This is a genomic window from Peribacillus sp. S4 (genome assembly GCF_046715815.1).
Classification (GTDB): Bacteria; Bacillota; Bacilli; order Bacillales; family DSM-1321; genus Peribacillus; species Peribacillus frigoritolerans.
The window spans coordinates 3,309,061-3,322,874 of record NZ_CP175708.1; the positions used below are offsets into that span (position 1 = coordinate 3,309,061).

Below are 13,814 nucleotides of genomic sequence, written 5' to 3' on the forward strand. Positions count from 1 at the left end.
TCCGAAGAGGGAACTCCTACTTGCTTTGAAACGTATTCAATAATCTCCTGATTTATTTCCCGCATTCCTTTTATAAAACGACCCTGGTATTGAAAAAATCTCTGAATTGTCTAACTTCCGGTAAACGATGATTATTAATATATTCTCTCCACTCGATTAAACACTCTTTTGAAATTAAATTTTGATTTTTATATGCGTAAGCAACTAAACCTGAAACACTTGAAATTATTTCAAAATCTTTTATAGTAGCAATAGTTAAGTTTTCATTTTTAATCGATTTTAGAAATTCATTTACGAAATAGGTTAATGATATGCAATCACTTTCAGTGAAAATGTTTGGTATATTTTTCATACAATAACGCAAAGTATCTACAGCTACTTTAAAAATATCATCTGAACCAAAATGCATCATACTAAACAGTTCCCTTTTAATTAGTTCACTATCCTTCATTAAATCCTTATGTTCAATAAAAACTAAATAATCATAAAGAATATTTGCTGCAGCTTTAACTTTATTAATCTCTTTTGACGTTAAACATTTTAGAATATCTGCTAGAGAGTATCCTACTTGGATATTTAGTCTCTCTAAACAAGGAACTAAATATAATGTTAGATCTGGTCTATAATTATCTATTTTCTCAAAGATCTGTTGTAACTCTACTATATCTTCTTCTCTTAGGGAATTAACAGGTATAACGCCTAAGATATTATTCTTTAGAAAAATCACAACTTTTTTCAAATAGTCTGGTAAGGGCAAAAAAGGAGATTTTTCATTTATATCCCTTAGCAATCCTTCCTCTTGATTATCCCACCATTTATAAAATTTACTAAGCCATTGTTTAAAAAACTCACCACTAGGTACATTTTTTATTTTTCTACCTATATAATCTGGAAATACTCCACATAGTTCATTGAAATAATCATCAATGGCATTAGTATTTGAAAAGGCTTTCCCTTTATATTCTTCTACATAATTATAAAAAGTAGGGATTTCTTTAGATAAAAAGAACTCTATTCCTTCTTCACTTACTTCAGGACTTGAATAAATAATTCTATCAAAAACTGAATTGAAAATAAAATCACTTAAACCTTGATCACTATTTTGTGGCAACTTTTTAAGCGACGATATAAATTTATTTCTTTGATTTTCAGAGAGACTATTTGTTTCTTCAAGGAAGGACAATCTAATTAGTGCACTTTCTTTTTTGCTTTGATCGTCATCTTTAATTAAATAGTTAATCATTTCTAAAATTTTATTTTCTGAAACCTTTAAATTAGATATATTTCTTCGTTCGGCAAATACAACAAGTAATGGCTCAAAAAATTCGTTCTTATCAAGAATTTTATCCATTTTTAATTGACTTCTTATATTTGACTCTATTAATTGCTCAGAGAATAACTTTAGTTCCTTACTATCTTTGTCGAAAACAATTCTTTCAATTAAGCAGAATAAAACGTTATTATCTTTAAATTCATATTTCTTCTTATCATTTATAAATTTAATAATCTTCAAGTCTATATCTTGTTTTATTTTTATTGGTAAAGCAAAATAAATGCGTGAGAGTATTTCTAATGCCACGTTAACTTCAATAATAGATTTAGATTCTTGTTCAATCGTAATTTCTAGCATCTCTACAAGAATTTCTAAATTATAATTATCTAAATTATAAACAAACTCTCTTGAAAAAATTTCATCGATTTTTTTTACAGTAACATAATGTATTCGTTTTATTTGAGAATACAACGGATATTCCATTGCCAAATTTTTTAAGGTCAGGTCATATTGTGTACTATCATTTACTGAAAGTCCGAACCACTCTTCTATTTGCAAGACAGCATACGAATCTAAAAGTTCTTGTTTGAAATAATCTCCCATACTCGACGAGATTTTACCTTTTCCTGGATCAAACCCTGGAATCTCTCTAGTACCTATTGTATTTTCATATTTTTTCACAGAAATTAGTGAGTGATTAAATTCTTTATGCGAATTACAATTTTTCAAATTTAACGTTCTTAACCTGTCATAACCGTAATCTGATTGATTATTAATCATTTTCAGATTATGTAGAGCTATACTCTCTAAAGAAAGTAATCGATATTCATCTGTTTGAATAGCTAATAACCCTCTAATTGTTTGAAGATATTCTTCAAGAATAACTTTGGCCTCTCCTTCTCTACATATTTTTTTAAGAATAGATGCCTTTTTTATTCCCCACTCTATTTCTTTCTCTCCAACTTGCCACTCATCTAAATATTTTTCAACTTCACTAATGTTATTAAGAGCCAAGTTAAATAATATTTGTTCATAAATAAATTTGTGCTTTTGCAATCTATCAAGGGATAGTTTAGCTAGCAAAGACTTATATTTTTTGAACTCTTCTTTGTTACAATCTAGTCTAGCTTCTTGTATCAAAGAAAATAAGACCATTATATTATTATTTCTTAAATCATCTCTTGTCTCATTTATCAAATTTTTTAATTTTTGATGCATTGTATAATCTAAAGGAATATAAAACTTTTCAAAGCACCATAATAACTCATTTACACACTCTAAATCCTCTACATTATTAAGAGAAGTTATTTCTTTTATCTTTTTACTCGCAAAACGTCGAATATATTCTGCATTAGAACGTCTAATCTCATCTGGCATTACTACCCAACCAGGAAAAGTTTCTCTATTATACTTTATATCTTCTAAACTCAAATTATATTTTCTATAACTACGATGCGGCCATTTTGTTTTTTCTTCTCTATTTTTATACAACAAAAACTCAAATAAATCCGTAAACATTGCTTTATAAGGATTCTCAACAGATGAATAGACGTCTTGGAAATCAATTAATGTAATGCCTTTTGAGTTCAGTTCTCCTTGACGTTTTTTTTGCCCATATCCAATCATATAAATTTTAGGCATCTGTTCCCCTAAATTATTTCGTACCCAAGTAGTCCATCTTTCGAAGTTAGGATCATCGCCCGAGAACCCTAATAAAACAAAAGTTGTTTCCATAATTGATTGTTGTACCATATTAACAAACGGACTAAATTTCTCTGGGTAACTATCATAATCTTTTTTAGTAAAGATAAAGGGTCTATTCGATGGGAAACTACCATGCAGTTTTATAATTCTCGGTGCAGGAGAACGAGGAATGTCATTGACATCATATACAACTTGATAATTTCGTTCATATATATTTCTTTTTGCACGCTCTAATAAAGTATCATAATTAGTAGTGAAAATATCGGCCCAAGGAAGGTTTAACAATTCATAATGCAATTTATCTGGTTCATAGTTATCATCTGGAATAGCTTCTTTTAAAATTTCATCTAAACTTGCTCTCCCATATTCATTAACATATAATTGTCCAATTTCAAGGACATCTTTATATTTAATATCCGAATGGTGGCTGAGGTTTTTAACTAATCGACCTTTCAAGTCATTCCAAAGAGCCATTCCTGAAAAACTATCTTCAATTTTTTTAGCATTTAAACTGAAGCCAGCTCCAACCATTACAGAGACGCGGCTCTTTCCATCTTTTGCCCAAAGGTTATCTCTAATAACTCTAAGATGTGAGTACATTGTTAATTTTTCTTGAAAGAACTTACCAATATCATTATGCAACTTTCATATACCTCCATAATTCATATTCTCTGTAATCTTTTATATAAGTTTCTGCTCTGTAATTAAATAAGAATCGCACCTTAGTCTAGGTTTTATATTAAGCAAACGTTTATGAAATGCCTTAAATATTAAGGATAATTTCAAAGGAAACAAATGAATAAGCTATGACTATTTAATTTTCAACCAACTACTTTAAATGGTTTTCCGTGAGTAATAACCTGTAATAAAATTCCTGAAATAATCATTACACTCCCAAAAAGATATTTATCAAAAATTTCTTTGATGTTTTTCAAATAGTCACTCCATTTTTTCATTTATTAAATTATCCTGCCCCGTTAGTTCCTTAAGAAAAAGATTGCCGTAGCAACCTCCCTTATTTAAGTAAAGCAACTGTTAGTTTTTTAAAAAAATTGCGCCCGATTGCTGAAGATAAAATTATTTAAATTTTAGTATACAATCAACTAAAGGACCTTTATTTAGAAATAGTTTTATTTATTAACAGTTATTAGAAACTTAATAATCACCTAGTTCAGTAAATAAAAATTTCAGTTTATCTGGTTGTTTTTGTAATAACAATTTTGTTATTTGTGTACCATGAATTACTTTGTTATATGTTAAATCATACTTAGCAAATAATCTTTCCAATACTTCACTACCAATTGCATTTTTCAAGGGATTAGTTACTTTTATAGGAAATAATTTCTTATCTTCATGATCAGATAGGATATCACTTAATAAATCCTCAACATTAGCTCCATCACTAGTCTCGTTACCAGTATCGGTATTTATAACTATAGACAGTTCTTCATAGCAATCCAGAAAATAATTTTCAATTTCTCTTCTTTCAAGGATTACTACATTATCTCCATATTTTTCTTTTATTTCGAGAATCTTTTGTTCAGTTTTCTCATCAGAATCTATTAAAATTTTGTAAGGAATAGGGCTATTAAATATCCCTCCTAAAACTAAATCTAACTTCTCTTTATTTCTTGCCATAGCTGTCTTTTTGCTGAAATCATTTCCTGTACCATTCATTTTTAAAATTCTATAGTTATATCCAATCTGCTTCATTCCAAAGTGACTTAAAATTAAAGGGATTACTGCCTCTTCGGTATCTCCTTCAACAAATATTACTCTATCGGCCAACGCAAAATCACTATTATTCAGTCCAATGTCAGATAGTATTTCCTGTATATTTCCTAGTTGTGAGTAATTACTTCTACCCTTTTCCTTTTGCACAAGAAAAATATTTTTAGAAAATGGGTAATTAATTAGCAATGGTGAATGAGTTGTTAACAAATATTGATTATTTTTTGTTTCAGATATAAGATCATATATTGCTTTTTCTGCTGAAGGATGTAAAAAAACATGTGGTTCATCATATAAAACTACGCGGCTTTCCTTTGTGAATAGAACTCATAATATTATTAGTACATGAGTAAATCCACTTCCACAACTGGACAACGGAATCGGCTGGGGATTACCTTCAAAATATAAACTAATAGATGTAACATTTCCTTCATTTATAGGTGTACTAATAGAAGTAATATCATTAAATATTTTTTTAAATACATGTAATATTTGATCAAAAGCTCTTTCATCATTATTATGTAGAGTAAACAAAAATGTATTTAGATTGTTTCCATCGATATTTAAACTATTTTGAACATGAGTACTTTCCTCTTTCGGGACGTATCTAGCGCCACTCACAAAAACTAATCTGTTCTTTAAGAGATATATAATATTATTAATAGCTTCAGGTCTTCCAGCAAATGTTGTACCGCCACCCTGTATACTGTTAAAAAGATAACTTGGATTCGGTTCCTTTTCACTTTGATTCGTATAAAGAGGGAGATAGCGATTTTCATTAAAAACTTCAACTTTATTTATACATGAATACTCTAAATTTACAAAAGACATATTTATTCTGAATTTGTTTGCTTCACTAATAAAATATCCAGGTTGCATACCTCTATTAAGAATATTTATTTCGGTATCATCAACAGTTATTTCAAATTCTAAATATGATATATTACTCAATGCATTAGGTAAACTATCTTGTAACACCGCATTTGATGCATAATACAGTGCCTCAATTAAAGCTGTTTTTCCTGTGTTATTTTTTCCAGCAAAGATGTTAATCCTACTGTTTAAATCTAACAATCCAGAGTTCTCTATACTTTTATAGTTTCCCAATTTCATTTTTAATATTTTCATTTTAAACAACCCTTCAATTATGTATTTGAAAATTAAATTCTCAATATATATTTTATGCACCTTCCGTAATACTATTAATTTGATAGTTGGCAAATCTCTTTATGCAATTCACTAATAACTTGTTCTAACAATATTAGCTTATTTTTACTTTATAGGGTGATTTATCTATTTATTTTTCAAATCTAAACTCCATAATCTGGCCAGAAGTTGAATGAAGAAAAAGCTGCCTAAAAAACAGCTCCGATCTTAAGTTAACGCACCTGTTCCGTTTAATAAGGAAACAATACTCTTATTAACAACATCTAATCAATATCAATATCTCAAGGATTCCAATCAAAAAGCATTCCATCATTATCACGATCCAAATCATGAGGGCTTCCTCTGGTCCCCTATTTGCCTCGTAAAACAATTGTGTATCTTCCTGTGTATCAAAATCATCACAGTCATGATCAATGCGTATAGGAATAAGGATTGTCAGACTCTTCTGAATCCACAGGTTTTGAACCACCCATACTGCCAATAAAAAAGAAACTGACAATCGAAGTTACTATAACACCACTGATTATCCAACTTATTTTCTCTTCGCTTGGCTTTTTTACCTCATCTGAAGTATTATAAGCTTATTTATTCCGTCTTCTTTTTAAAATGAACCATATCAGACCCGAAAAAATGACCGTTCCTATTAAAATCGTAGCAGGGAGGTACTTTTGAAATGAATAATAGTAAATGTTTTCATCAAAGGTTCCCCCTCCACCCTCAATATAACCAGCAAAATACCCCTTCTTATACCCTTCCAATTCTTTTTCACTTATATCACTGTTGAAATCATTGTAAAGATAATCTTCTTCTGCTGCTATGAACCCTTCATCATACCCATCATCATATAGCGACTCTTGGTCTATATCAGGTAGTTCTTCCTCTGATTCTACATCTTCATTTGAATCCATAGAAGAGTCATCTGATGACTCATAAGATACTGCTTCCACTTCCTCACTATAAACTTCACTTTCCGCCTGTGCCCATCCATCCACATATCCTTTTTCATATGAAGTAGAGTCATATAGTTCATCCGATTCAGCATTATATCCATAATTATCTATGTAGTCTGAATATCCTTGATCTTAACCGGCTTGATAGCTGTCTTCATAGCAAACCAATAAGCCCTCTTGGTGCCCATCATCTATCCCTTGCTCGTATCCATCTCCAAACTCTTGCGGTCCTTCCCACCACCGCTCATATTCTTCTTCACACTGGGAAGTGTAACTATATGCTAGTTCGTAACCTCGGTCATATCCATCTTCATAATCACTCACAGAAGATGCGGGAGTCGAATCATGATAATGATACTCTCCGTAATTTAATCCCCAATCTTCACAATTGGTTCGACACGTATGACCCCCGCTCGAATCCGTATTCCCTGGATGGGCAAAAGTAGTATTAGCCGACACCATCCATAGAATCATAAATATGTAGAAAATTCTTTTACTCATTACAGTCGCCCCTATTGTTTGAGTTAATAGTTCTATTTTATCATTGAGGGCCTCTTACCGATAGGGAAAATTTACTAAAAAGTTCCGTCTGTTTATTGATAACTTTTTATGTAATTGTTTTTTCCTCAATCAAATTATCACCCGTCATTAGTTTATCTAACTAAATACTATTAGTATTAAAATTGTATTCGTTCTTCAACTATCTTTCCCCGATAGTTGAAGAAAAAAAAGCTGCCTTAAAGGCAGCTTCGAACTTCAGCTAGTCAGTTGATCTTAAGCTCTAAATTCTCACTCAAATCGTTCATCCACTTATCACCCAAAACTTAAATTTCGCTTAGACTTTTCTCTTTAAAAAGTCAATCATTTATTTAGTCTCCAATCCCTTACTAAATAAGGAATTCCAGCTCTTTTTTTAATTTGAGATTTTGTTTGGACGCTATTATCCACATAAAATGATTAGCTTCATGATCATCTTCACCTAATCCGTTACAAAATATCTTTCCCCTATCATTATACCTTAATTATCACAATCGGCTAGATATGACTTCGTTTTTACCGGACTGATAGTAGAAAGCATGAAATGATTGCTTACCTTCGGTGAAGAGTGAGGTTTTCAGTCAGTTGATAAAAACCTTCTAAAAATATAGGCAGATTAATATGCAAAAAAATACTAATGGATGGTCACCACAATTTTTTAGAATCGGAGTATAAATAAAAGTAACAAGTGCGATGTTACAAATGCCCTCCCTAGCTTTTCACTGTTTAGATGTAGAATTTAAAATTTTTTAATATTAATAAAAAAGCTAATAAATTGGATTTCCATTAAGCAGATATTAGAAAAGAAACAACAATAACCTAGTTGGATTACAACACAGTTAAATATGGACCACAATCCATTTTGAAAAAAGATTGACTAAAATGGATTCTTTTATTTATAAAGGTTGCCGAAGCAACCAATTATTGATGCACAAATCCTCTCTTTTCTATTTTTGATGATGTAAAGTTTAGTTCTCATAAACAATAGGCTAGATCCATTCCACCCTTTTTGCAGCAATATATCGTCTGTAACCGTCCGGATGGATCTTAGTTCATCCACCTTTCCAGATCCATACTTGCTTATCATCGTATACGAAGTATTCTGAAAAAAGAGTTGACATCAAACTTGTACTTACCTTAAAGTATAGCTTATACAACAAAAAGTTTCCTTAAGGAAACTTTTTAGAAGGGGGTCAAGTAATGACTGATGAGAAAAAGGTTTCCCGCAGAGATATTTTAAAGATGGGGACTGCAGGTGCGTTTGGAGTAGCTGGATCTTATTACTTAAATAAAATGGCACAATTTCCAACTATGGCTCAGGCATCCAATAATTCGTCTCACAAGAATGGCAATCATTCCAATCATGCAAATATGAGTGATAAAACAAAAACCACAGGTTATAAAATGGCAGAACGGCTCCTTACTGAGTTTGATTATGGAAACGTTACCAAGCTGCCCAACGGTCAAACACTCCGGGAATATGAAGTCGTGGCAATTGATAAGGAAATCGAAATTGCCAAAGGAATTAAATTTCCAGGCTGGACTTATAATGGAACAATTCCAGGGCCTTCTTTTCGTTGTACCGAGGGGGACTTTTTGCGGTTTCACTTTATTAATCAGGGCAGCCATCCCCACTCTATTCATTTTCACGGAATTCATCCTCCAGAGATGGACGGTTTAACTTCTATTTATCCTGGACAGAAATTCACGTACGAATTTGAAGCGAAGCCTTACGGATTACAAATTTATCATTGCCATGTGCTCCCCCTAGCCCGCCATATTCATAAAGGCCTATACGGTAATTTTATTATTGATCCAAAGAAGCCAAGAGAACCGGCATTAGAGTTAAACATGGTTATGAATGGATTTGATTTGGATTTAGACGGCGAAAACGAGTTTTATACGGTGAATGGCTATGCCTTCGCATTTATGAATCACCCTATTAAAATCAAAAAAGATCAACTCGTAAGGATCTATCTAAGTAATCTAACAGAATTCGACTTATTAAATTCGTTTCACTTGCATGCGAATTACTTTACGTATTATCCAACCGGGAGAAACGATAACCCCTCTCAGTTCACTGATACCATCATGCAATGTCAGGGAGAACGTGGAATTATTGAAGTTCGATTTCCATACAAGGGAACATATATGTTCCATGCCCATGTAAGTGAATTTGCTGAGTTAGGCTGGATGGGATTCTTTGAGGTCGAATAAAAAAGGAGGGATAATTATGAAGGGAAAATGGCTAATTACTGTTTTAATACCGTTAGTATTACTTATAGGGGTGCTAGGATGGGTGCTAATGAATGGAGCAGGTGTAGAAAAAGATCCTGCAGCACCGATAGAAGTCTTGAACATTGAACGCATCAAGGTAACTAAAATCGGTTTCGAATTATCTGTTAGTAATACGGGACCTAAACCCTTAACGATTTCTCAAGTGATGGTTAATGATTCGGTGTGGAATTATAATGTCTCTCCTCAAGGAAAACTTAAACGATTTGATGAGGGAAAGGTGACCATCTCTTACCCATGGGTGGAAGGTGATCCACATACCATTAAGTTAATCACAGAGAATGGCATTATCACGGAAGGTGAAGTTGCAGCTGCCACACTCACTCCAGAAACCAACTGGAGCAACTTTCTTAATTACGGCTTAATCGGATTTTACGTTGGAATTGTCCCGATCACATTGGGGTTGTTATGGTATCCATTTATGAAACGTTTCTCACGAAAATCTATAAATGGGATTCTTGCGCTTACCGTTGGGCTCCTTTTATTCTTATTTGTCGGGACTCTGGCTGATGGATTTGAAATTGGTGCAGAAGCACCTTCTGTCTTTCAGGGGAATATGGTTGTCATAATTGGAGCTTCCTTAACCTTTTTATTATTGATCGGCTTTGATCAGTATCAACAAAGAAAACAAGAAAGGAAAGGATATTCCCCTTTTGGTCTGGCTTTGTTAATGGCTACCGGAATTGGCCTTCATAACTTTGGAGAAGGTTTGGCAATTGGTTCTTCCTTTGCACTAGGTGAAGCTGCTTTAGGAACCTTTTTAATCGTAGGGTTTACCCTTCACAACATCACGGAAGGGATTGGAATTGCTGCTCCTTTATTAAAGGCCACACCTCGTTTTAGAGACTTTCTATTACTTGGAGTTATCGCAGGTGCACCCGCCATTGCGGGTACATGGGTGGGCGGATTCATCTTCTCACCAATTTGGGGAGCTTTATTCCTTGGTATTGGAGCAGGGGCCATTCTTCAAGTAATTTATGTAATAACAAAAATGCTCATTGAAGATCATAGAAAACATAATGAAGCATCTGTTTCATGGTTAAACCTTTCTGGTTTCGCGATTGGACTATTAATCATGTACTTTACTGCATTTTTCGTGAAATTTTAAGGGATGCCTTAATCTTGTTTGGACCCATAAACAATTCCCGAACTTGGTAGAGCTGTTCAACATTGTTGAATTAAAAATTAACCAACGCTGCTTAAACTAATTAAAAAGAGCGTAATTGGTAATGAGACTTGGGAAAAAAAGAAGTAATTTTGGTAGATGGGTGGATAAACAAAAAGACCTATATGAATTAGAGTTAGAAAGAGCATCAAATATAAGTAGAGGTACAATTTCAAAATTATGTAGCGATCCGAACTATCGACCAAAAATTTCAACGGTAATCAAAATAAATCAGGGCTTAAAAAAACTTGATAAGAATATGGATTTAAACGATTTTTTTTACTGAAGTTATTCTAAAAATGATCTAAAAGGAATTACAAAATTTAATTACTTGGGGGAAGTATTATGTTTCAAAGTATAGGTATACCAGGTTTAATTTTAATACTTGTCATTGCCTTGATTATTTTTGGACCTAAAAAGCTGCCGGAAATCGGTAGAGCCTTTGGACGTACTTTAACTGAATTCAAGGGTGCAACCAAGGGATTAGTATCTGATGAAGATAAAGGAGAAGGGGAAAATCCTGAGTTAACGACTGTTGAAAAGAAGCAGGATAAATCAGGTGATGCCTAAGAATTAAAAATTGTTCCGGCTTTTTGATTTTTAGAATATCAACAAAAAAGTATTACGTTTACAAACGGTCTTAGCAAACTATACAGCCTATTTCTAAAATTTTATACGCTAAAAGAATTCCAACATAAAAAGTCGATCTCCTTTACATTAAGGAATCGACTTTGTTAGTTTTTCTTAATGAAGAATTACACCTTTTTCTTGAATAATGATGAGAGTACACACAAACCAAAACTCATCTTAAGGAGAAAGCTCTATGAATTTTAAAATGCAAAACAAACAAAATCAACTAATTGAAAGAATCACGAATCGTCATCTTGATGTAGGAATTGATATTGCACAACAATTTCATGTTGCTTGAGCTGTTAACTATCGAGGAATTTGGTCGGTCATCCTCTAACCTTTGAAAATAACGATGAGGGGTTTACTAAATTTCTAAGTTCGATCAAAGAACTTAAACGAATAAACCGTTTAGACACCGCCATCGTGGGAATTCATTACTGGCTGAATCTATCAAAATGGTTAGTCATAATGAACAAAAACGGTAATCTGCCCCGATAGTTGCATAAAGAAAAAGCTGCCTTAAAGGCAGCTCCGATTTAAACTAACGCAGTGTTCTTTCACAAACGTTTTTCCTGATCAATGTCAAAGCCATTGATTCCCAAAGTTATCTCACCTTCTCGCTTCCCAGTTTCTTCACCCACCCAACAGCAATACAATTCAAAAAAAGTCTTCAAGATGACTAATCATAATATGTGTCAGACCCCATCATTAGTTTTAACTCATGACTTTCAACAATGGGGCGAGAATATCCAGTCCTTGCTACTTGTATCATTGCTTTTCCCAATTCTTCTGATGTAATGATACTGCTTAACGTATCATCAAAATGTTGGTGGTACCTGCCGAATGCTTGACTGTTCGGTTTGAGCCTTCCATTCTTCCTGACGGAACTCTTTTTCCCACTTCGAAACCACAATACAAGCGAGAACATGTCCAGGAGTATTACAAGCTGTACGTGCCATATCCAGCACACGGTCAATGCCTGCTATAATTGCGACGCCTTCTGCAGGAAGCCCTACTGCTGAGGCGGTAGCTAAAAGGACAACTAGCGAACCGGATGGAACAGCAGCAATTCCTTTTGAGGTTGCAACAAGAACCCCCATTACAATCAACTGTTGGCCAAAATCCATTGGGATGCCATATGCCTGTGCTAGGAAAATAGAGCAAACAGAAAGGTACAATGTCGAACCATCACAATTCAGTGATAGCCCAGAAGGAATAACGAATGAAACAACACGTTTCGAACAACCGTATGCTTCCATTCGATCCATTAACTGAGGCAGAATGGTTTCTGTACTTGTTGTAGAAAAAGCGATAAGGAACAAATCCCATACCATTCGAAACACTTTAAAGTAAGAAATCTTCAAGAACCAAGCAATTATTGGAAACAGAACGAAAATAACAATAGCAAGCCCAAGATACACAACCCCAATCAACTTTGCCATAGGGATTAAAAGGGTAATACCATACTGACCTACAGAGGCTGCCATGAGAGAGAGTACACCAATCGGAGCGGTTACCATGACCATTTGTGTCAGTTTAAACATGATATTTGCAACTGATTCCATAAACTTCATTGCCGGCTCTGACTTTTTGCCAATTGCTCCAGCAGCTGCACCAAATAAAATAGCGAAGAATATAACAGCTAATAAATCACTTTTTGCCATCGCATCAACAATGTTGCTTGGAATGATGTTAACAAGCATCGTTTTAAAATCGACAACTTTGGTAACGCTTTCATTTAATTGTGTGATATCCTTTTGAGCGAGGTGGGACAAATTAAGCCCAGCACCAGGCTTTAGAATGTTAACAAGTAAAAGACCTATACCTAGAATCAGAGTGGTAATAAATTCAAACCATATAATTGTTTTAAGTCCTAATGAACCCATTTTTTTCATGTTTCCGTCGCCCGATGACCCAATGACAATGGTAGTGAAAACAATAGGCACAACAATCATTTTAATAAGATGAATAAAAGCGTCGCCAATTGGTCTTAAGGATTGGCCAAGTTCAGGAAAAAAATGTCCGATAAGTGCTCCAATAAACAATGCAATTAAAACTTGAAAAGCAAAAAACTTTTTCATAGGTTGTCCTCCCTGAACGAAAGATTAATAGCCTCATCACACAATATGTCAATAAATAGATCATTCCTTTCTCATTTGACTATTGAAAGAGAAAGAAGAAATAGCTTTTAAAAATCGTTTCTGTATATTCCATATATAACCTCCTTTTAAAAATATTTGTAAATATAAAAAAACTGTATCACCTATTCGCGATTCAGTAAAATACTGAATTACTATAAAGTTATAAGAATAAATTATTAATCCCGTTTACATTTTTAATTGTTCCTTAATCAGCTAACGCT

At 33.2% G+C, this 13,814-nt stretch carries 10 protein-coding genes and 3 pseudogenes; 5 read left to right on the forward strand and 8 right to left on the reverse strand.

From position 1 onward, the window contains the following. Nucleotides 1-70: 70 nt before the first annotated feature. The 7 genes and pseudogenes from ACJ9PY_RS15620 to ACJ9PY_RS15650 form a co-directional block, all read right to left on the reverse strand. On the reverse strand, nucleotides 71-3,619 hold the full coding sequence (locus ACJ9PY_RS15620; RefSeq protein ID WP_411738525.1) for an SIR2 family NAD-dependent protein deacylase: 3,549 nt from the start codon (nucleotides 3,617-3,619) through the stop codon (nucleotides 71-73). A 179-nt stretch (nucleotides 3,620-3,798) separates the two neighbouring features. Beyond that, complete coding sequence (locus ACJ9PY_RS15625) at nucleotides 3,799-3,933, reverse strand: hypothetical protein (RefSeq protein ID WP_411738526.1); 135 nt, start codon at nucleotides 3,931-3,933, stop codon at nucleotides 3,799-3,801. Between the two features lie 199 nt (nucleotides 3,934-4,132). Continuing rightward, nucleotides 4,133-4,858: a TOPRIM nucleotidyl transferase/hydrolase domain-containing protein gene (locus ACJ9PY_RS15630; protein WP_411738527.1), complete on the reverse strand. Its 726-nt coding sequence runs from the start codon at nucleotides 4,856-4,858 to the stop codon at nucleotides 4,133-4,135. A 39-nt stretch (nucleotides 4,859-4,897) separates the two neighbouring features. Next, nucleotides 4,898-5,008: pseudogene (locus tag ACJ9PY_RS15635) on the reverse strand (AAA family ATPase); the annotation flags it as partial. Between the two features lie 27 nt (nucleotides 5,009-5,035). After that, nucleotides 5,036-5,836 carry an AAA family ATPase gene (locus ACJ9PY_RS15640; protein ID WP_411738528.1) on the reverse strand — a complete coding sequence of 267 codons (801 nt, stop codon included), beginning with the start codon at nucleotides 5,834-5,836 and terminating at the stop codon, nucleotides 5,036-5,038. 620 nt (nucleotides 5,837-6,456) lie between these two features. Next, complete coding sequence (locus ACJ9PY_RS15645) at nucleotides 6,457-6,867, reverse strand: hypothetical protein (RefSeq protein ID WP_411738529.1); 411 nt, start codon at nucleotides 6,865-6,867, stop codon at nucleotides 6,457-6,459. 282 nt (nucleotides 6,868-7,149) lie between these two features. Further along, nucleotides 7,150-7,326 (reverse strand): annotated as a pseudogene (locus ACJ9PY_RS15650) (YHYH domain-containing protein); the annotation flags it as partial. A gap of 1,236 nt (nucleotides 7,327-8,562) precedes the next feature. Here ACJ9PY_RS15650 and ACJ9PY_RS15655 point away from each other — a divergent pair. From ACJ9PY_RS15655 to ACJ9PY_RS15675, 5 genes and pseudogenes are all read left to right on the forward strand, one after another. After that, nucleotides 8,563-9,579 (forward strand): multicopper oxidase domain-containing protein, encoded by a 1,017-nt coding sequence (locus tag ACJ9PY_RS15655; RefSeq protein ID WP_411738530.1) that lies wholly within the window; start codon nucleotides 8,563-8,565, stop codon nucleotides 9,577-9,579. Between the two features lie 16 nt (nucleotides 9,580-9,595). Further along, nucleotides 9,596-10,765 (forward strand): ZIP family metal transporter, encoded by a 1,170-nt coding sequence (locus tag ACJ9PY_RS15660; protein WP_063575855.1) that lies wholly within the window; start codon nucleotides 9,596-9,598, stop codon nucleotides 10,763-10,765. Nucleotides 10,766-10,886: 121 nt separating this feature from the next. Beyond that, the gene (locus ACJ9PY_RS15665; protein ID WP_063575854.1) at nucleotides 10,887-11,108 is read left to right on the forward strand and encodes a hypothetical protein; all 222 of its coding nucleotides are present in this window, start codon (nucleotides 10,887-10,889) and stop codon (nucleotides 11,106-11,108) included. Nucleotides 11,109-11,167: 59 nt separating this feature from the next. Next, nucleotides 11,168-11,392 carry a twin-arginine translocase TatA/TatE family subunit gene (gene tatA, locus ACJ9PY_RS15670; protein WP_034307658.1) on the forward strand — a complete coding sequence of 75 codons (225 nt, stop codon included), beginning with the start codon at nucleotides 11,168-11,170 and terminating at the stop codon, nucleotides 11,390-11,392. Nucleotides 11,393-11,645: 253 nt separating this feature from the next. After that, a pseudogene (locus tag ACJ9PY_RS15675) lies at nucleotides 11,646-11,914 on the forward strand (IS110 family transposase); the annotation flags it as partial. Between the two features lie 356 nt (nucleotides 11,915-12,270). Here the strand turns inward: ACJ9PY_RS15675 and ACJ9PY_RS15680 are convergent. Continuing rightward, nucleotides 12,271-13,533: a dicarboxylate/amino acid:cation symporter gene (locus tag ACJ9PY_RS15680; RefSeq protein WP_411738531.1), complete on the reverse strand. Its 1,263-nt coding sequence runs from the start codon at nucleotides 13,531-13,533 to the stop codon at nucleotides 12,271-12,273. Nucleotides 13,534-13,814 lie beyond the last annotated feature (281 nt).

What these genes read in the sequence shown, in the direction of transcription:
- ACJ9PY_RS15640 (WP_411738528.1), bottom strand. Translation starts at nt 5,836, where the DNA reads ATGAAAATATTAAAAATGAAATTGGGAAACTATAAAAGTATAGAGAAC.
- ACJ9PY_RS15625 (WP_411738526.1), bottom strand. Translation starts at nt 3,933, where the DNA reads ATGAAAAAATGGAGTGACTATTTGAAAAACATCAAAGAAATTTTTGAT.
- ACJ9PY_RS15680 (WP_411738531.1), bottom strand. Translation starts at nt 13,533, where the DNA reads ATGAAAAAGTTTTTTGCTTTTCAAGTTTTAATTGCATTGTTTATTGGA.
- ACJ9PY_RS15665 (WP_063575854.1), top strand. Translation starts at nt 10,887, where the DNA reads ATGAGACTTGGGAAAAAAAGAAGTAATTTTGGTAGATGGGTGGATAAA.
- tatA (WP_034307658.1), top strand. Translation starts at nt 11,168, where the DNA reads ATGTTTCAAAGTATAGGTATACCAGGTTTAATTTTAATACTTGTCATT.
- ACJ9PY_RS15660 (WP_063575855.1), top strand. Translation starts at nt 9,596, where the DNA reads ATGAAGGGAAAATGGCTAATTACTGTTTTAATACCGTTAGTATTACTT.
- ACJ9PY_RS15655 (WP_411738530.1), top strand. Translation starts at nt 8,563, where the DNA reads ATGACTGATGAGAAAAAGGTTTCCCGCAGAGATATTTTAAAGATGGGG.